Raw genomic sequence first — 18790 nt, 5'->3', positions numbered from 1 at the left:
TGTGTCGGTAAGTAACATAGGACTTGGGGTTGTAGAGGTTTATTTTTTTTCTCTAATTTTCACCTCAAGTCCTTATCTTTTTAATCTTAACTTTTTTATTATCAACCGTTTGTTGTCAATTTAATCCATAGCTCACGTTAAGTTTAATTTCTAAAATGATACGATATGAAAGGATTTTTAAAAATGATAGTTTTGATTTTGACTTGTGTTTTAGGCGGATGCGCATCATCTTACCGGCCGATACGTCCTTCGACATTAAATTACACTGCTCCTGTTTTTGGAAATGGAATAGGACTTTCATATAAATATGATGTACTTAAAGAAAGAAGAAATAAAAAATATGCCGCAAAGGAAGCTGATCATGGACTGAAATTAATAGCTGTCAAGCTGACAAATAATACGGATACTGTTATTAATGTTGGGCGTGATCTTATATTTACTCAGGAAAAAATCCAATGATTCTTATGGAGCCATTGGTGGTAAAGGAGCTTATTCAACAATTTGTTCCAGGGTATTTGCCATATGTTCTTCTTGTTTTTGTTAAAATGTATACAATAAATAATGATGGCGTTGTTAAAACATATCCGATTGGCTTAATACTTGGACCCGTAATTGCGGTTGGAAATATGGGTATGGCAGCTTCAGCAAATTATAGCCTATACAGTGAATTGAACGAATATAATATAATAAATAAGAATATTCAAAAGGGTGAAACTATTTATGGAATTATTGGTGTTCGGGAAATGGGATATGATCCTATTTTTATAAAAAGGAGTGTTAAATAATTCTTCGTGATTGTTTAATTCCAGCAGGTCTCAAATAGTTTTTAGGAAGAAGGGCTTAAAACACATGCTATTATTGGTATTATACCTTGTTCTTTGTGTTTTATTATTTATCAATCACCTTTGGCATCTTAAAATAATCCGAATCGTGTTTGGGGGCATTTTTGAGAGCGTCATCCTGGGTAATATCATGCTTCACTTCGTCGTCACGTAAAATATTCACTTCATCACTCATATAAATGAGAGGTTCAACATTGGTGGTATCTAACTCATTCAACTTGTCAATAAATGTTAAAATGCGGTTAAGGTCCTTTACAATAGCCTCTTTTCCTTCTTTGTCAAATTCAAGTTTGGCAAGGTCGGCGAGCTTATCTACTGTGGCGTGATCTATTTTCATGTCCTGAAATATTATTTTTTATTAGATAAATTATAGCTTTTCTTATAATTGTCAGTTGGCAAAAGGCAGTAGGCAATTGGCAAAATACTGTTGCTGGATTTTTAAATTGCCAATTGCCAACTGCATGTTTGCCAACTCTTTTTATTCCAATTGCCAACTATTTTTTTCCAAACCTGAAGCAATAGCATCACGTGTTTTGTTGAGCAAATATACTAAATCGGTATCAGTATATCCCTTAGTGCTTATTGGTTCGTGTATTATAACTTTTGCAATACCCGGCCTGCCAAACGCTTTAAAAAAGCCGCCATTTTGCAATAGTTGCCAGTTATTGGTAAAAGTAATCGGTACTATAGGCAATTGTTTATCTAAAGCGAGTTTGAAAGCCCCATTTTTAAATCCTTTCAGGTGCCCGTTTGATGATAGTGTTCCTTCCGGAAACATGAACATGCTGTGTCCTTTGTCTATTTCCTTGGCAGCCTGTAAAAAGGCCTGGTGCGAACCGATCCTGCTTTTGCGTTCAACTGCGATATCCATACCCCTTGTGAAAAATATACTGAACAACGGAGCCTTCAGCAATTCCGCTTTACCCATGAAAACAAAATAATCCGGGAGAATGATATAACTGATCACTATATCAAGATAGGAGGAATGGTTGGCGCAATAAATACAGGGTTTCGGAATGGTCTTTATTTTCGCCTTATCCTCAACAATTGAAACGAATATTCCGGGAACGATCAATATCCAACGGGCCCAAAATCGCTTAAGTGTCAATGCTATCGGGAACCAGGCTTCGCGCGATAAAAGAATATAGAACACAGGGTAAAGCACAAGAAGTCCTGTTACAAAGTTCAGGACGAACAGAAATTTCCAGAGGGAACGGGCTATGGCTTTAATAAAGTTCAAGCGGTTTCAAAAATAGGAAATATAAAGTGGCAGAGCATGTCAAAATGATTAACTATTTGTTTGGGTAAAGTGTATCTTTATGGGAGTTTTAAATATACTAAATATGGCACGTATTTTAACCGGAATACAAAGTACCAATATACCTCATTTAGGTAATATTTTGGGCGCTATACGGCCCGCAATAGAGCTTTCGAATCAACCCAACAACGAATCACTTTTTTTTATCGCAGATCTGCATACATTAACTTCCGTGAAAAATGCGGAGCAAAATCGGGTAAGTACCCGTTCTGTAGCTGCTACCTGGCTCGCTTTTGGTTTTAATACGGATAAAAATATTTTTTACCGGCAAAGTGATGTGCCCGAAGTTTGCGAGCTGACCTGGTACCTGAATTGTTTTACACCATACCCCATGCTGGCCAATGCGCACTCGTTTAAAGATAAATCGACTCGATTGGCGGATGTAAACGCGGGTTTGTTTGTTTATCCTGTTTTAATGGCGGCAGACATATTAATGTATGATGCCAATTTTGTACCGGTGGGTAAGGATCAGGTACAGCACCTCGAAATGACACGGGATATTGCAAGTGCATTTAACAATAAAATGGGTGAAACGTTTGTAATTCCCGAAGTGCGGATCGATGAGCGCGTAATGATCGTGCCTGGTATTGACGGACAAAAAATGAGTAAGTCGTACAATAATTTCATCAATATATTTTTGCCTGATAAGGAGTTGTTGAAAGTGGTGAAAAGTATTGTTACTGATGCTACACCACTTGAACAGCCAAAGAATCCGGACACCTGTCACGTTTTTGCCATATATAAACTGTTGGCTTCGGAAGCGCAGGTTGCCGAGATGCGCGGCTATTACCTGAAAGGCGGCTATGGATACGGTCATGCTAAGCAGGCGCTATATGACCTGATCATTGAACGATTTAAAAAGGAGCGTGAATTGTACGACCATTATATGAGTCATCCGGCTGAGCTGGATGCTAAGCTGAAAGCAGGTGCGGATAAGGCCCGTGTAATTGCACGCGGGGTTTTGAAAAGGGTAAGGGAAAAATTGGGATATTAATGAATGATCTCAAACAAATTATTTTATAGCTTGATCTTTTCTGTAAACAAACAAATTGTTTTCTTTTTGCTGCTTGTTTGCTGTTCAGTTTTTTCTTCTGCGCAGTATAAAAATATAAAGATCGATGAGGGCAAGGGGTTTAATAGTCCCGAAGAACCTGCAATTGCTATAAATCCCAAAAATATACTGCAAATGGTTGCAGGTTCAAATGTTCGCAATGTATACCATAGTGCTGATGGGGGATTGACATGGGGAAAGGATACAATGCGATCAAAGGAGCATGGTGTATATGGAGATCCCTGCGTTGTGGCTGATACAAATGGCAATTTTTATTTTTTTCACCTTGGTGATCCGGATCATAAAGGTTGGTCCGGGTCAAATTTCCTCGACAGGATGGTGTGCCAGCGATCGGTTAATGGAGGTAAAGCATGGTCGGAGGGATCTGCGATTGGCATAAATCACCCGCATCAACAGGACAAAGAATGGGTAGCGGTTGATAGCAAGACAAATGCACTTTATATTACCTGGACAGAATTTGATAAGTACGAAAGTAGAAGTCCGATCGACAGTTCGCGTATCTTATTCTCATCCTCTCTTGACCAGGGACAAACATGGTCGGCACCAATGCGTCTGAGCCAATATGCGGGTAACTGTGCGGATAGTGATTCTACTGTTGAAGGAGCAGTACCTGCCGTGGGTGTTAACGGAGAAATATATACAGCATGGGCATTTGATCAGAAAATATATTTTGACAAGTCTGTTGATAGAGGAAAAACCTGGTTGAACAAAGATATAGTGGTATGTGATCAGCCGGGCGGGTGGGATTTTGAGGTAAGCGGTATTTATCGCTGCAATGGCATGCCGGTTACAGTGTGTGACAATAGCAAAGGTCCGAACCGGGGAACTGTATATATTAATTTTTCTGATCAGCGAAGCGGTAAAAATAATACGGATATATGGCTCGTAAAATCAACAGATAGTGGAGCTTCGTGGAGCGAGCCAAAGCGTGTGAACACGGATACCACGAATCACCATCAGTTTATGTCGTGGATGGCAATTGATCAATCTACCGGTTATTTGTATGTAGTTTTTTATGACAGGAGGGCATACACGGATGATTCAACGGATGTTTATTTGGCTGTGTCGAGGGATGGGGGAGTTACATTCAGTAATGAGAAAATAAGTGAAAAAGCGTTTAAGCCGAACAAATATGTTTTTTTAGGAGATTATATTAATATAGCCGCGCATGAAGGAGTAATTCGCCCGGTTTGGGTAACTATAGAAGGTTTTAACACAATGATATGGACAGCGCTTATAAGTGACCCTGCCCAAAAGCAGGAGATACCGGTACACAAAAAACCAATAAGAAAAAAGAGACGTTTTAGCTTTAGATTAGGTTAACGTCTTTACCAGTTTTTATGCCTGATTCTTTCAAACTTATTGTAATATCGTCGGAACATGAAATTGCAAATGAAGCACAAGTTGTTTCACAGCTTTTTGAGTGCGGGCTTAATTACTTTCATTTACGAAAGTATAAGTGGAAGGAAGCTGAGACGGAAACTTTTCTCAATTCAATGCTTGTGAAATTTCACAGGCGAATAGTTCTTCATTCACATTTTGGTCTTCTTGAAAAGTATGACCTCAACGGTATTCATTTGAATGAAAAGAACAGATCGGAATTTGAAAAGTATAAGGATAAAAAAATCATATCAACATCTTGTCATTCTTTGGAGGATATGGAAAATATTAGATATACCTATGAATATGTTTTTTTTAGCCCGGTGTTTAATAGCATCAGTAAGCCCGGATATACAAGCAAATTTGATCTTAGATTAATTGCAGATCGGATTCAATGTTGGAAACAGGAAGGTAGGATCAAGCCGGAAGTTATTGCTCTTGGCGGAGTAGAAGCAAAAAATGTTATACAGGTAAAAGCGTTGGGTTTTTCGGGCGCTGCTTTTTCGGGCGCAATTTGGGAGAGCGAAGATCCTGTTAAAGCATTTGCAGAGATACAATCAAAAATCAACCAGCCCTCTTTTTAGGGAATATACATTCCCGAATCCTTTGCTATTCAATAGTTCTACTGCTTTCCGACTTCTTGTGCCGGACTGGCAATGGATGATAACAGGAATATTTTTTTTTATTTTATCAATATAATTCATAAGTTCATTCAGGGGTATGAGTTCTCCGCCGATGTTTTTTAAGTTGTATTCTGCCGATTCTCTTACATCTATGAGTTGAAATTCCTCCTTCAATTTTATTTTTCGTTTTAATTCTTCACCCGAAATTTCTTTGACAGGTATACCGCATAATTGTTGGTAGTCGGCAAGAGACGAAATATTTTTATTTTCCGGAACGAGATCAAATGAAAAAGTTTCAAAATTCATTGAAAGAGTGTCAAGGGTGAGGAGTTTTCCGCTCAATACTTCTCCGATCCCAGTAATAATTTTAATTACCTCGTTGGCTTGTAATGTACCAATGATGCCGGGCAATACGCCAATAACACCAATCTCAGAACAATTCGGAACTTCATTGGCCGGGGGCGGAGCCGGGTAGAGGCAGCGGTAAGTCGGGCCGCCTTTGTAATTAAAAACAGAAACCTGTCCTTCGAATTTAAAAATAGAGCCAAACACTAAGGGTTTGTTCAGCAGCACACAAGCATCGTTTACTAAATAGCGTGTAGGGAAATTATCGGAACAGTCAACGACAAGATTATAGTCCTTTATTATGGAAATTGCATTGTCAGATATGAGATATGAAATATGAGATATGAGATGCACAAATGGATTTTGGGCAGACAATTTTTCTTTCGCGACTTCGGCTTTGCATTTACCAATATCCCCGGTTGAATATAAGATCTGGCGCTGTAAATTGCTTTCATCTACTCTGTCATCATCAATAATACCAATATGGCCAACACCTGCAGCAGCAAGGTATTGCAGCACAGGACAGCCAAGTCCTCCCGCACCAATAACAAGCACTTTGGCTTGTTTTAATTTTTTCTGTCCCTCAATTCCTATTTCGGGAAGGATGATGTGGCGGTTGTAGCGGTTTAATTCTGCCGTTGAAAACATTGTGTGCTTTAAGTCTTTCGATTTTATGGATAGCTTTTAAACGCTGTTTCTGGTGATGCTTCCGTTTTCATTGAATTCGGTCGAATGTCAAGGAGTCGATAAATGTTAAAAATTTTACAATTTTTTTTTCATTTTTATAAACCTCGCTTCTAAATTATTTTTGATACTATCCTAAATTGTATTTGTTTATTCCCACCGCTAATTGCAAACTGCCTTTGCAACTATTTTATTTTGCCAACTGAGTAACCCTATCCCAATTTCCAAACCACTTCGTACCCGTGCTATTCCTTATCCAGTATTTCCTGCACTTTCTTTTGTAATAATTTTTTGTCTGGCAGATAAAGCTGATACTTTGAAACAAATATTTTATTTGAAATTCCGTGCATCGCATATTCTACCATTACAGCGTCTTGCTCAGCAGTGAGGATTATTCCTATGGGTGGATTATCTCCTGAAACATTCATTTCAGTTTCAAAATAACCGAGATACATGTTCATTTGTCCAATGTCGTTATGTTCAACATCGTTAATTTTTAGGTCAATTATTACAAAACATTTTAAAATGCGATGGTAAAAAACAAGATCAATCCTGTAATGCTTGTTGTTTAAGGTTATTCGGTATTGCCTGCCAATAAAGGCAAAACCCTTTCCTAATTCGAGCAAAAATTCCTGTAGATTATCAATAATTTTTTGCTCTAGTTCTTTTTCTGAATACCTATATTTTTCCGGAATATTAAGAAATTCCAGTACATAAGGATCTTTTATAATGTCAGCATCGTTTTCAACGATGTGCCCTTTTTTAGCTAAAGCTATAATGCCCTTTTTATCTTTACTTAAGGCCAATCTCTGAAATAGCGAACTTACTTTGTGTCTTTTCAATTCACGTATTGACCAGTTTTCTTTTATAGCTTGCTGCTCATAAAAAGTGCGTTCTAAATCCGAATCAATTTTAAGTAATTCAAAGTAATGCGACCAGCTCAATTGGTGAGACACTGTCTCACTTTTTTGATAGTGAATATAAAATAATCGCATATAGGTAAGGTTAGATCGGGAAAAGCCTTTGCCTAATTCAATAGCAAGTTCTTTTGAAAGCTTAATAAGCAATTGCTTTCCGTATTCAGCCTTTATATTTCCCTTTTGTTCGAATTCCACTATATGTTTTCCTACTTGCCAATAGGTTTGCAAGATTTCTTTGTTGATATTTTGGGCAACAGATACTCTCGCTCTTTCAACAAGAGTTCTGATTTGTTTGATTAGAGATGAAAGAGGATGGGTGTTTTTTAGGGGTTTCATATTTTAAAACAAAAGTAAAAATAGCTATTCATCGCTACCCATATTATTAATTTTCACCCGCCATGTGAATCACCCTATCCCAATCCTTCCAAACCACTTCATAACCTTGTTCACGTATCATTGTGCTTATTTCTTTTGGTGAACGTTCATCAGATACTTCAAACTGTTCGAGCGATCTGGGTTCTGCAGCATAACCTCCCGGGTTTGTTTTTGAGCCGGCACTTATGGAGGTTATTCCCAGTTTAATAATATGGTTCCTGAATTTTTCACTTTCGCGGGTCGACATGGACAATTCCACTTCTTCATTTAAAATGCGGTAAGCACAGATGAGTTGTACGAGTTCCTTATCACTCAGCTCCATTTTTGGCAACAATACACCTTTGGCCGGCCTGAGTCTTGGAAAGGAAATTGAGTATTTGCTTTGCCAGTATGTTTTTTCCAGGTAATCAAGATGAAGGGCGGTGAAAAAACTATCCACTCTCCAGTCCTCAAGGCCTAATAAAACACCTATCCCCATTTTGTGAATGCCCGATCGGCCGAGCCTGTCAGGAGTTTCAAGCCGGTAATTGAAGTTCGATTTTTTTCCTTTGGGATGATATGTTTTGTAATTTTCTTTATGATATGTTTCCTGGTACACCAGTACGGTATTTAATCCTGCTGCATTCAATTCTTTATAGTCTGCCTGATCTAAAGGCTGAACCTCAATGGATATATGTGAAAAATAAGGGCGTAAAAGCTTTATGACATTCTTCAGGTATTGAACTCCTACTGTTTCATTCGCTTCACCTGTAACAAGCAGCACATGATCATAACCCAATGCTTTTATTGCTTTGGCTTCACGTATTATTTCTTCGTTGCTTAAGGTTTTTCTTTTGATTTTATTATCAAAACTGAACCCGCAGTATGTACAAATATTCTGACATTCGTTCGATAAATAGAGCGGGATATACATCTGTATCGTCCGCCCGAAACGTTTTTGTGTGAGTTGATGGCTGAGCTGCGCCATTTGCTCCAGATAGGGGAGGGCAGCCGGAGAGATCAGTGCTTTGAAATCTTCGGGTGTGCGTTTTTCTTTTTGCAGTGCATGTAAAACATCGGCACTTGTTTTGCTGTAAATGCTTTGCTTTACTTCGTCCCAGTTATATGTATCGAATATTTCTTTAAACATGCCGCCTAAATCCCCCCAATGGGGATTTTTGATTTTATTTTGTCTAACTATGTTTACTCACGGTGCACTGCCCTTTCCTCATTTGGGGGACCGAGGGGCGTGGTGGTTTTTATTAACTCTCTAAAAACGCCGTCAACGGACTGCTCGCTTCGGCGAAATTTTTTGGTTTAGCCAGTTTAGCTTCATACGCCATACGGCCGGCTTCAATAGCCAGTTTAAAGGCTTTTGCCATTTTAACCGGGTTTTCAGAAACTGCGATCGCCGTATTTACGAGAACTGCGTCAGCTCCCATTTCCATAGCTTCCGCAGCATGAGAAGGCGCGCCTATGCCCGCATCCACAACAACCGGTACTTTGCTTTGTTCAATGATTATTTCCAGGAAATCTCTTGTGCGTAAACCTTTGTTGCTTCCTATTGGTGCGCCAAGCGGCATAACGGCACCAACACCAACTTCCTCGAGACGTTTGCACAGAACAGGATCGGCATGAATATAAGGTAATACAACAAACCCAAGTTTTACAAGTTCTTCAGCAGCCTTTAGTGTTTCGATCGGGTCGGGCATTAAGTATTTTGGATCGGGATGTATTTCCAGTTTAAGCCAATTGGTTTGTAAGGCTTCACGTGCCATTTGTGCGGCGAATACGGCTTCTTTCGCATTACGCACGCCGGAAGTGTTGGGCAATAAATTAAATTGCTTATGCGACAGATGGGTTAAAATATCATCATCGCTGTTTTGTATGTCAACGCGCTTTAATGCGACTGTGACAAGCTCGGAACCTGAAGCCAGGAGAGCTTTTTCCATTAAGGAAGAAGAGCTGAATTTACCTGTCCCGGTAAATAGCCGGGATGTAAATGGTTTATTGGCGATGGTCAGCGTGTTGGATTTCATGATGTCGATATGTTTTAATTTCCCTTAAAAATTTTGTTGTCGCAGTTTCGACATTATCAGAACCGGAAATTGCAGAGGATACAGCTACTCCAAATACTCCTGTTTTTAGAATAATATTTATATCCTCGAGTTGTATTCCGCCAACCGCGATGATCGGCAGACGTATCTTTTCAAGCGTACAGTGTTTAATAAGATTGATATATCCTTCCAGTCCAAGTATAGGACTTAATTTCGCTTTGGTCTTTGTGTAATGATAAGGACCTAAACCAATATAATCCACACCAAGTTTAGCAAGTGTTTTTATATCATCCCAGGTATTGGCTGTTCCACCGATAATGATATCAATTCCGAGGATCATCCTCGCTTTGTCGGGCGACATATCTTCTTTGCCCAGGTGCACGCCATCGGCTGCGATCTCGCTTGCCATTTGCACATTGTCATTGATGATCAGTTTCGCGTTGTGTTTCCTGCAAATTGTTTTTGTTTCTATGGCAATTGCTTTCCATTCTTCAGGCGATTTGTCTTTCACACGAAGTTGTATCCAGTCAGCCCCGCCTTTGCAGGCTTTTTCCGCGTCAATGGCATTTGTGGTTATAAAATGTAATTTACTTATGTTCTTCATAATGATGATATCCTACTAATGAATTATTACTTTTTAAATAGTCAGTGATATATTTCTTTGCGCTTTCACATGCTTTTGGCAGTTCTTGTCCGTTAGCAAGATTAGCCAGTATGGCCGAAGACAGCACGCAGCCTGTTCCGCGCTTGGAAAATCCGGAGAATTTATTGGCCTTAAAACGATGGATCACATTTTCCATATATAGTGTATCTGTAGAGGTGTCGTCAATACTATGGCCACCTTTTATCAATATATTGCAGAATTGGGATAAATATTTTCCCGCTTCATCTGCGTTTTTGTCCGGCACCAATAATTTAATTTCATCAAGATTTGGTGTGATCAGGTATAATTTGGAACAAATGATTTCCAGTTCTTTTTTGTCAATGTCCGTGTGAAATTCAAAAGCCGCGCTTGCTTTGCAGATAGGGTCCCAAATGATCTTCGCCGCCTTATTGTGTTGTAATAATTCATTAATGATCCTGTTCAATACATAAAAGTTTTCTACTAAACCTATCTTGATAAGATCAAATTGCGTTTCTTTTTGCAGCAGGTTGAGCTGGCTTAAAATCTCATTGATCTGTATCCAATTTACTTCTTTAAATTCGGCAATGTTCTGCTGTGTATTTGCAGTGCAAACCGCCATAGCATTTACGTTGTGCGCTTCTGATGTTTTAATATCAGCCAATAAACCTGCGCATCCGCTTGGGTCGAGGCCTGCTATTGTTAAAACTGTTGGTCGTATAGACATTACCGTTATAATTTTTATGCCACTAAGACACGAAAAAATACTTTGTGAAACTTAGTGTCTTTGTGCCTTTGTGGCAAAATTGTTTTTTTCTTTAGCATCATCATTATAAATATACTTCCGCCCCTTTTTCTTTAAACTCTTTTGCTTTTTCTTCCATGCCTTTTGTTAACGCTTCGTTTTCTTCCAGTTCCAGTTTGTCGGCATAATCGCGTACATCCTGTGTGATCTTCATCGAACAGAAATGAGGGCCGCACATCGAACAGAAGTGTGCTGTTTTGGCACCTTCGGCGGGCAGTGTTTCATCGTGGAATTCACGTGCTGTATCAGGGTCGAGTGATAAGTTAAATTGATCTTCCCAGCGGAACTCAAAGCGGGCTTTGCTTAAGGCATTGTCCCTGTATTGCGCCCCCGGATGCCCTTTGGCCAGGTCGGCAGCATGCGCCGCAATTTTGTACGTGATAACTCCGTCCTTCACATCTTTTTTATTGGGCAATCCCAAATGTTCTTTTGGTGTTACATAACAAAGCATGGCGGTTCCGTACCAGCCAATCATTGCGGCGCCAATTGCGGACGTAATGTGATCATAACCGGGAGCAATGTCTGTTGTAAGCGGACCAAGCGTATAGAATGGAGCTTCATCACAATGTGCCAGCTGTTTTTCCATATTTTCTTTGATCAGGTGCATGGGCACATGGCCCGGACCTTCGATCATTACCTGTACATCATGTTTCCACGCAATCTTTGTCAGTTCTCCCAATGTTTCCAGTTCGCCGAATTGGGCTGTATCGTTTGCATCGGCAATACTGCCAGGGCGTAAGCCATCACCCAGTGAAAATGAAACATCGTACGCTTTCATGATTTCGCAGATGTCTTCAAAATGGGTGTATAGGAAATTTTCTTTGTGATGGGCAAGACACCATTTGGCCATAATACTTCCGCCGCGTGATACGATCCCTGTTATACGTTTTGCTGTAAGCGGTATATAACGAAGCAATACCCCCGCATGAATGGTGAAATAATCAACGCCTTGCTCAGCTTGCTCAATTAATGTGTCGCGGAAAATTTCCCAGGTCAGATTTTCGGCTTTGCCGTTCACTTTTTCGAGCGCCTGGTAAATGGGCACTGTACCAACGGGGACCGGGCAATTACGAATGATCCATTCACGGGTTTCGTGAATATTTTTCCCGGTTGAGAGATCCATTAATGTATCTCCTCCCCAGCGACAGCTCCACACCGCTTTTTCAACCTCTTCTTCTATGCTTGATGTAACGGTAGAGTTGCCGATATTGGTATTGATCTTCACCAGAAAATTACGACCGATGATCATTGGTTCACTTTCCGGGTGGTTAATATTGGCCGGAATAATTGCTCTTCCTTTTGCCACTTCATCACGTACAAATTCAGGTGTAATGTAATTTTTAGGAGTGCTTGCACTAAAGTTCTGTCCGGGATGTTGATGTAATAAATTATTCTTGCCATTTTTCAATTCATCGTAGCGTTGATTTTCACGGATAGCAATGTATTCCATTTCGGGGGTAATAATGCCTTTTTTGGCATAGTGCATTTGTGAAACATTTTTCCCTGGTTTTGCTTTGAGTGGTTTTTTCAAATGCTCGAAGCGAAGATGATCGAGCGAAGCATCCGCTAAACGTTTACGGCAATATTCAGAAGAGAAATCATCGGTCTCTTCCACATCGCCTTGTTTTAATATCCACTCTTCGCGTAAGCGTGGTAAACCCTTTTTAAGATCAATTACCACATCGCTGTCGGTATACGGACCGCTGGTATCGTACACTGTAACGGGTGGATTTTTTTCAATTTTTTCGACCCCGTTAAAGTTGTGTACTGTGTCAGAAAGAGTGATCTCCCGCATGGCCACTTTAATGTTGTGGATCTTGCCGGACACATAAATTTTTTTAGATCCGGTTAGGGAATCACGTGTTATGGTGTTTTGATCAGGTGTTTTGTCTTTCTTCATATTTTAAATTCTTAATTTTTCATTTTTAATTCTTAATTCCTCTTACCCTCCTTGTGTGGCACGTATAATGGTTATTTTATCGTTTTCTTTTAATTCGTAATTGTTCCAATTTGNCTGTTTTTCCGATAAATTTAATCGTGAAAGTAACTTGAATAGCTTTTCCTGCGCTTCTGTTATTTCTGTTTTGTTATTTACAATGACATTCATGCCAAATTTACATTTGATCCATTTGTACGCATAAATCTTCAGGGGTTACGAAACGATTGAAGCGAAATGCTTCTCACTTTTTCCTCCGCAGGCATTACCCTGTTCAGGTTCGTAGGGTATGATCTCAGTCCCGCTAATTGGGGGCACCCCTAAAGTTTACTTGTAACGAATGTAGGATAAAAATTGTTTTTTCAGAAGAATTACTTTTAAAATATATTAACAGCTTTAGATTTGCCCTGTTGTTGCCCTATAAAGATCAGATTGCTTTTGCGCCGTTTGAACCGGAATTTATACCGTTTACTAAATTCTGCAATTTAAGCTGATTTTAATGAGTAACATTGCAGTATGAAGCAACATTTACTCCTGTTTTTTGTTCTGTTTGTTTTTGCCGTACGAATGTTTGGGGGGCAAGAGGGAGTTGAGCCCGGCAAAAAGCATGTATTTGATATTGCTGCGGGGACATCCTGGTCGGCTATCGACATTGAACAGTATTCCCAATTCAGGAGGGCCAAGCCCGGCATGCACTTCAAGGCATTTATCAATGTCAGCAATTCAATGAAGGTGTCAGGGGAGTATACATTGCATTTTACGCACAATGACAATCCTTCCTGGAAAAACATTCATTCGAATAACATTGATGTAAACGCTTATATGCTTGGTGATATTTCCAATTCACATCTGGGGTTTTTCGCGTTTACAGGCTTGTCTTTGCTTAAATGGAGGGGTGATTTTACAGGTTTGCGCGATGAAAGGCATGATGGCGTTTTGCGTTTACGTGACGAGGAATTTCAATACTATAAACTTATGGTTAACCTTGGGATCGGAATTGAACGACAATATAAACGGTTCTCCCTGTTTGCCGAAGGTAAATTCCGCTTTGCCAAAGAAGCAAAAGTTATAAATGTGGTGATCAATGATGTTTTTTATTGCTTTGGAGTTAAAGTTCCGGTTATGCTTTCCACGGGGAAGAGAAGTGATAAGACCCAACTGAATAAAGGTGGCAAGAATCGTATCTCCGGCGATCGTTACCATTGGTTTTAGGGCAATTATCCGTTTCCTAAAACTATCTTTTCCCGGTTTTTAAATACATTTAAAATACTCGAAAGGCTGGTGGCATGAATTACAGAACCAAAGCGCTTTGCAGGGGGTGGATCCGAACTGGCTTGTGCGTTTAGTGTCTTTTGAGTTACACCAGGGGCAATTAATTTCCTTTTTGCTTTCCAGGAACAATACTGATTTTTCCGATGAAACCTTTTCAGGTGGAGCAATGCCATGTTTCCGCATTTTCTCTTTTGCCGTTTCGCTTATCCAGTCTGTTGTCCATGGAGGAGAATAAACTGTTTTTACCTCTACTTCATTCAGTCCTTTTGTTTTTAATGCAGATAAAATATCTGCCTTGAATAATTGCATCGCAGGACAGCCCGAATAGCTTGGCGTAACTGATACTGTAACTTTGTCCTTGTTAATTTTAACATCCCTTACCAAACCAAGATCAGTGATGCTTATTACAGGAATATCAGGGTCGGGTATCTGGGAAAGGCAGTTCCATATTTCTTCTTTATTAATTACCATTTGGCACCGGGATATGCCCTTTGAAGATATTGTAATTCACAAAGTATATGTCCCAGATGTTCTGTATGGTTGCCGTCATATCCTCCTTTGTACATGTGTCCGTTAGCGGGAATATTAAGGTTTGCCAGTTTCAGTGTTTCTTCTACAGCGCTCTTCCATTTTGGATAAAGCTCACTCAGATCGCTTATTATATTGGCTTTAATGAGTTCTTTGTCGGTTTCATTCAGTACAAACATATCCGCAGTATACCACCACAGTTCATTTAACGCCTGCTGTGTACGAATGCGGCTTTCTTCTGTTCCGTTTCCAAGGCGAATGATCCACTCACTGCTGTGCCTTAAATGATACTTTATTTCTTTCAGTGCTCTTGCGGCAAGTTCTGATAATCTCTTGTCGCTGCTTGCAGAGAGGGTTTCGTATAAGTATTTGGCGAAAGTGGAATAGAGCAGCTGCTTCATCATGGTAAACGCGAAATCTCCGTTGGGCTGTTCCGTTATAAGTGAATTAAAATAGCCTCGTTCATTCCGCAGATATGCGATATCATCAGCTGTTCTGTTTTTCCCTTCCATTTCTGCGGCATATTCATACATGAATTCCGCTTGTCCGAAATGGTCGAGTGAAAGATTAGTCATGGCGAGGTCCTCTTCAAGTATTGGTCCGTTACTGCACCATTCTGCAAGGCGTTGTCCTAAAATTAAATTGTTGTCACCTAACCTCAGACAAAAATTATAGAGTGCTTCTTTTGTGTTCATAATTCTCTTTTTTTAAACTTGTTTACATATTTTTTACTCCTTCAGGAACTCTGTAAAAAGTGGGATGGCGATAGATTTTGTCGTCGGCCGGGTCAAAAAGTTCCGCCTCATCTTCGGGAGCGGATGCCGCAATGTTTTCGGACAATACTACCCATATACTACGTCCTTCTCCGCGCCTGGTATAAATGTCGCGGGCATTTTGCAGTGCCATATTTTTGTCGGATGCATGAACACTTCCGGCGTGTTTATGTGGATTTCCGCTCTTGCTCTGTATAAATACTTCCCACAGAGGAAGCTGATTGTCTTTTGTGCTCATTGTTTTATTTTTTTAGTGTGTAACTAATTCTTTTTTCGTCCGTGTTTCATTCTCGGCGAAGATCATGGCAGCTTCACGCACCCATCTGCCTTCGTTGTGAACTTTAATATGGTGCGCACGCCGTTGCCTGTTGCATGGACCGTTTCCGTTTATCACTTCATGAAATTCATCCCAGTTTATCGGGCCTATATCCCAATGACCTGTGCTTTTATTGAATTTCAGATCCTTATCCGGAACTGTCAGCCCGATGAAATGGGCCTGGTCAACTGTTTTATCAATGAACCGTTGCCTGAGCACATCATTGCTTTCGCGTTTTATTTTCCATCTCATAGATTGTTTGGTATGGCTGGAGTCATTATCCGGCGGCCCGAACATCATGAGTGATGGCCACCACCAACGATTCATTGCATCCTGTGCCATTTGTTTTTGTTCAGGTGTTCCATTCATCATAGTCACCATGATCTCATATCCCTGGCGCTGATGAAAAGACTCTTCCTTACAGATCCGGATCATTCCACGGGAGTAGGGGCCATATGATGTCCGCTGAAGTGATATCTGGTTAACGATAGCCGCTCCGTCAACCAGCCATCCGATAGCGCCGATATCGGCCCAGGTAAGGGCCGGGTAATTAAAAATATTAGAGTATTTGGCCTTGCCTTCATGCAGTTGATGAATCATTTCATCACGGTCAATGCCCAATGTTTCTGTAGCGCTATACAGGTACAGGCCATGTCCGCCTTCATCCTGTATTTTGGCTAACAGGATTTTCTTCGCACGAAGCGATGGCGCACGCAGCACCCAATTTCCTTCCGGCTGCATACCTATTACTTCCGAATGCGCGTGCTGCGACAATTGACGGATCATGGTTTTCCGGTATGCGTCAGGCATCCAGTCTTTAGGTTCGATCTTTTCTTCCTTATCAATTTTTGAATTGAACCGGGTTAGTTTTTCTTCTTCTGTCATAATCTTTCGTTTTTAGGAATTATTTTGCCTGAATATTGTTGCGGGTGTTCTTTCTTTTTCGTTCGTGTTTTCACCCAGTTCTTTAATTCTTCATCCGATCCAGATCGGGAAAAGATATTCTGCGCTGGTTTGGGATGCATATATTTTTTTCAGTCACTTCCGTTGGTTGCTTCGGTGATTTTTGTCATTGCTCTCTAAATATTTTTCTGCAGCGTAATTAAATAATGTGTCATTACCCCGGTGATATGTACAGTAAGATCATAATGCCTAATGGCATTTATCAGGTCAGTGTTTGTTCTGTCTTTCTCAGGCCGGTTTTTGAATTTACTCCATTTATGGTATTGTATTCTTCTGTTCTTCTGATGAATTCACCTTAATACAAATAAAAATTTATTCTACACGCGCTAAATTTAGGAGTATAAAGAAATTTCTATGATGATTTAGCTCATGATTCTGTATGATTATTATCAGTTGGTTAAAGATTACAGTGATCGGCAGGCGTTAAAGTCCCCAAACCAACCGTTTAATAAATAAGAAATGCCATTCAGACTATTTAAGCAGATCGATCATATCTTACTATTAGATTTAGGCACGGTCATTGATATCTCCTAACCAATATTGTTATTTATGAAAAATAAAGGTTCTGTACCAAAAAATGAGATGAAAACGGTTCGTGATGTACTTGCAGATGGTTCAATGCAGGGACATATTTTTTTGAAGACGCTTGGAGATGTCGGCAATATTCATCTTAAAAATGATCAGGTTAAAATGTTAAATAATGCAATAGGTAAGAAAGATTATTATGAAATTAAAAGTATTATTTTGTCGAATATGAACCGGTTTGGCGGTAAAGCAGGCCATTGAGTTATATTGCATGTTTTAATTTTTTTTATTTTGTTTTCTATAGTAGGTTTCCTTATTAATTTATATCACCCTGGATTCTTTACCATACCTGAATTACTTAAATGTTCATTAGGCTTTGGTTTGGGAACTGGATTGGTGATTGGGATACTTTTCGCCGTAGAATGGTTTTAAAAAAAGCCCCCAAATTATGAGGGCTTTTCAATTAGGCAAATTTTCTATTTTCTCTCTGGAATATGAGCTTTCGTTGTAATTCCATTAAATGTAATAAACGAGTGTGGATTGTGGTTTTGAATGACCTAACGCATTCATGCAAGTTTCTAAAGAGACTCCGTTGTCTGCACATATTGTACTCGCGAAGGTGTGCCTTCCAACACAGAAAGTTAGGTTTTTCTTAATACTGCAAACGTCTGCTATTTCTTTCAGATAGCTATTTAATTGTTGATCACTTAATGATAGAAATAATTTATCTCTACTAATTGCAACTGGATGTTCTTTGTATTTTTCTATTATTTCTAAGGCGGTTGGAAATAGCATCACATCGGATTGCATTGTTGTTTTGCTGCGTTCGCAATGGAGCCATTTTTGACCTTCTATTCGTATTTCAATATTTGAAGTTGTTAGGTTTTTAGTATCCTTATATCCCTTACCTGTATAGCAAGCAAACACAAAAAGGTCTTTCACTAATTGCAATCGAGGGATATCAAATTGTTTTTGTTCAATAGTATCCAATTCGCTCTGAGTCAATCTTTCGCGATTACTTCTGTTGAATTTTGATTTGTAACGAACAAAAGGACTCCCCAATAACCAGCCTTGTCAATGGCATAATTAATAATCCTTTTGAATCGTTGGATATGTTTCATTGTTCCGTTTTGTGTACAGTTGTATCCCCTTACCTACAAAGGGTTTTGAACAATTCGGTTACCTATTTGCTAAAATGGGTTATGGTAACGAATAGGACGCAAAAGGTATGGTAAAAGATGGTAATTATTGGTAGGCCTTAAAATGAAAAAAGCCCACAGACATTGAAGTCTGTGAACTTTTGGTAATAGATGAAAAATTAATAAGTCGGGATGGCGGGATTTGAACCAACGACCTCCAGCACCCCATGCTGGCGCGATACCAGGCTACGCTACATCCCGTTTGTACAATGTGGTAACAATTTGCATCTATTGCAAAATTTACTTTTGGTTATTA

General features: G+C 39.5%; 22 protein-coding genes, 1 tRNA gene and 1 riboswitch. Of the genes, 7 read left to right on the top strand and 16 right to left on the bottom strand.

Features of this window, described 5'->3' with window-relative positions:
• The first annotated feature begins 165 nt into the window (after positions 1–165).
• Positions 166–459: a hypothetical protein gene (locus HYU69_04385; GenBank protein MBI2269578.1), complete on the top strand. Its 294-nt coding sequence runs from the start codon at positions 166–168 to the stop codon at positions 457–459.
• Positions 456–785, top strand: a complete 330-nt coding sequence (locus tag HYU69_04380; protein ID MBI2269577.1) for a hypothetical protein — start codon at positions 456–458, stop codon at positions 783–785. The genes HYU69_04385 and HYU69_04380 overlap by 4 nt, the downstream gene beginning before the upstream one ends.
• A 103-nt stretch (positions 786–888) precedes the next feature.
• Here the strand turns inward: HYU69_04380 and gatC are convergent, their stop codons facing one another.
• Together gatC and HYU69_04370 are read right to left on the bottom strand one after the other, a co-directional pair.
• Positions 889–1179: an Asp-tRNA(Asn)/Glu-tRNA(Gln) amidotransferase subunit GatC gene (gene gatC, locus HYU69_04375; GenBank protein ID MBI2269576.1), complete on the bottom strand. Its 291-nt coding sequence runs from the start codon at positions 1177–1179 to the stop codon at positions 889–891.
• 141 nt (positions 1180–1320) lie between these two features.
• Positions 1321–2082: a 1-acyl-sn-glycerol-3-phosphate acyltransferase gene (locus HYU69_04370; protein ID MBI2269575.1), complete on the bottom strand. Its 762-nt coding sequence runs from the start codon at positions 2080–2082 to the stop codon at positions 1321–1323.
• A 103-nt stretch (positions 2083–2185) separates the two neighbouring features.
• Between HYU69_04370 and trpS the strand changes: the two genes are divergently transcribed.
• The 3 genes from trpS to HYU69_04355 all read left to right on the top strand — a co-directional run bounded on the left by trpS (position 2186) and on the right by HYU69_04355 (position 5196).
• The gene (gene trpS / locus HYU69_04365) at positions 2186–3154 is read left to right on the top strand and encodes a tryptophan--tRNA ligase (protein MBI2269574.1); all 969 of its coding nucleotides are present in this window, start codon (positions 2186–2188) and stop codon (positions 3152–3154) included.
• Between the two features lie 66 nt (positions 3155–3220).
• The gene (locus tag HYU69_04360) at positions 3221–4555 is read left to right on the top strand and encodes an exo-alpha-sialidase (protein ID MBI2269573.1); all 1335 of its coding nucleotides are present in this window, start codon (positions 3221–3223) and stop codon (positions 4553–4555) included.
• A gap of 17 nt (positions 4556–4572) precedes the next feature.
• Positions 4573–5196 carry a thiamine phosphate synthase gene (locus tag HYU69_04355; protein MBI2269572.1) on the top strand — a complete coding sequence of 208 codons (624 nt, stop codon included), beginning with the start codon at positions 4573–4575 and terminating at the stop codon, positions 5194–5196.
• Here HYU69_04355 and moeB read toward each other — a convergent pair.
• The 8 genes from moeB to HYU69_04315 all read right to left on the bottom strand — a co-directional run bounded on the left by moeB (position 5170) and on the right by HYU69_04315 (position 13129).
• Positions 5170–6228 (bottom strand): molybdopterin-synthase adenylyltransferase MoeB, encoded by a 1059-nt coding sequence (gene moeB, locus HYU69_04350; GenBank protein MBI2269571.1) that lies wholly within the window; start codon positions 6226–6228, stop codon positions 5170–5172. The two genes, HYU69_04355 and moeB, sit on opposite strands and share 27 nt — an antisense overlap.
• 281 nt (positions 6229–6509) lie before the next feature.
• Entirely contained in the window at positions 6510–7520 is a 1011-nt protein-coding gene (locus HYU69_04345) for a DUF1016 domain-containing protein (GenBank protein ID MBI2269570.1), read from the bottom strand.
• 46 nt (positions 7521–7566) lie between these two features.
• Positions 7567–8688 (bottom strand): 2-iminoacetate synthase ThiH, encoded by a 1122-nt coding sequence (thiH, locus tag HYU69_04340; protein MBI2269569.1) that lies wholly within the window; start codon positions 8686–8688, stop codon positions 7567–7569.
• 112 nt (positions 8689–8800) lie between these two features.
• Positions 8801–9577: a thiazole synthase gene (locus HYU69_04335; protein ID MBI2269568.1), complete on the bottom strand. Its 777-nt coding sequence runs from the start codon at positions 9575–9577 to the stop codon at positions 8801–8803.
• The gene (locus HYU69_04330) at positions 9546–10199 is read right to left on the bottom strand and encodes a thiamine phosphate synthase (GenBank protein ID MBI2269567.1); all 654 of its coding nucleotides are present in this window, start codon (positions 10197–10199) and stop codon (positions 9546–9548) included. The genes HYU69_04335 and HYU69_04330 overlap by 32 nt, the downstream gene beginning before the upstream one ends.
• Complete coding sequence (locus HYU69_04325) at positions 10183–10944, bottom strand: hydroxymethylpyrimidine/phosphomethylpyrimidine kinase (protein ID MBI2269566.1); 762 nt, start codon at positions 10942–10944, stop codon at positions 10183–10185. Before HYU69_04325 ends, HYU69_04330 begins: the two co-directional genes overlap by 17 nt.
• 103 nt (positions 10945–11047) lie before the next feature.
• The gene (thiC, locus tag HYU69_04320; GenBank protein ID MBI2269565.1) at positions 11048–12922 is read right to left on the bottom strand and encodes a phosphomethylpyrimidine synthase ThiC; all 1875 of its coding nucleotides are present in this window, start codon (positions 12920–12922) and stop codon (positions 11048–11050) included.
• A 42-nt stretch (positions 12923–12964) separates the two neighbouring features.
• Positions 12965–13129 (bottom strand): MoaD/ThiS family protein, encoded by a 165-nt coding sequence (locus tag HYU69_04315; GenBank protein ID MBI2269564.1) that lies wholly within the window; start codon positions 13127–13129, stop codon positions 12965–12967.
• Positions 13130–13192: 63 nt separating this feature from the next.
• Positions 13193–13290: riboswitch (TPP riboswitch) on the bottom strand.
• A 184-nt stretch (positions 13291–13474) separates the two neighbouring features.
• On the opposite strand from HYU69_04315, the gene HYU69_04310 reads away from it, so the two are divergent.
• Positions 13475–14170 (top strand): hypothetical protein, encoded by a 696-nt coding sequence (locus HYU69_04310; protein MBI2269563.1) that lies wholly within the window; start codon positions 13475–13477, stop codon positions 14168–14170.
• 39 nt (positions 14171–14209) lie between these two features.
• Here HYU69_04310 and paaJ read toward each other — a convergent pair whose 3' ends face one another.
• The 4 genes from paaJ to paaA are packed head-to-tail and all read right to left on the bottom strand — an operon-like array spanning position 14210 to position 16732.
• The gene (gene paaJ, locus HYU69_04305; protein MBI2269562.1) at positions 14210–14701 is read right to left on the bottom strand and encodes a phenylacetate-CoA oxygenase subunit PaaJ; all 492 of its coding nucleotides are present in this window, start codon (positions 14699–14701) and stop codon (positions 14210–14212) included.
• Positions 14695–15453, bottom strand: a complete 759-nt coding sequence (paaC, locus tag HYU69_04300) for a phenylacetate-CoA oxygenase subunit PaaC (GenBank protein MBI2269561.1) — start codon at positions 15451–15453, stop codon at positions 14695–14697. Before paaC ends, paaJ begins: the two co-directional genes overlap by 7 nt.
• A gap of 22 nt (positions 15454–15475) precedes the next feature.
• Positions 15476–15769, bottom strand: a complete 294-nt coding sequence (gene paaB / locus HYU69_04295) for a 1,2-phenylacetyl-CoA epoxidase subunit B (GenBank protein ID MBI2269560.1) — start codon at positions 15767–15769, stop codon at positions 15476–15478.
• 12 nt (positions 15770–15781) lie between these two features.
• Positions 15782–16732, bottom strand: a complete 951-nt coding sequence (gene paaA, locus HYU69_04290) for a 1,2-phenylacetyl-CoA epoxidase subunit A (protein ID MBI2269559.1) — start codon at positions 16730–16732, stop codon at positions 15782–15784.
• A 627-nt stretch (positions 16733–17359) separates the two neighbouring features.
• On the opposite strand from paaA, the gene HYU69_04285 reads away from it, so the two are divergent.
• A complete protein-coding gene (locus HYU69_04285; protein ID MBI2269558.1) occupies positions 17360–17596 on the top strand; it encodes a hypothetical protein in 237 nt (78 codons plus the stop codon).
• A 255-nt stretch (positions 17597–17851) separates the two neighbouring features.
• Here HYU69_04285 and HYU69_04280 read toward each other — a convergent pair whose 3' ends face one another.
• Positions 17852–18325, bottom strand: a complete 474-nt coding sequence (locus HYU69_04280) for an integrase catalytic domain-containing protein (protein ID MBI2269557.1) — start codon at positions 18323–18325, stop codon at positions 17852–17854.
• Between the two features lie 336 nt (positions 18326–18661).
• A tRNA-Pro gene (locus tag HYU69_04275) sits at positions 18662–18735 on the bottom strand.
• Between the last annotated feature and the right edge of the window lie 55 nt (positions 18736–18790).

Source organism: Bacteroidota bacterium (assembly GCA_016183775.1).
GTDB lineage: Bacteria > Bacteroidota > Bacteroidia > JABDFU01 > JABDFU01 > JABDFU01.
This window is presented reverse-complemented; position numbering and strand designations above follow the sequence as displayed.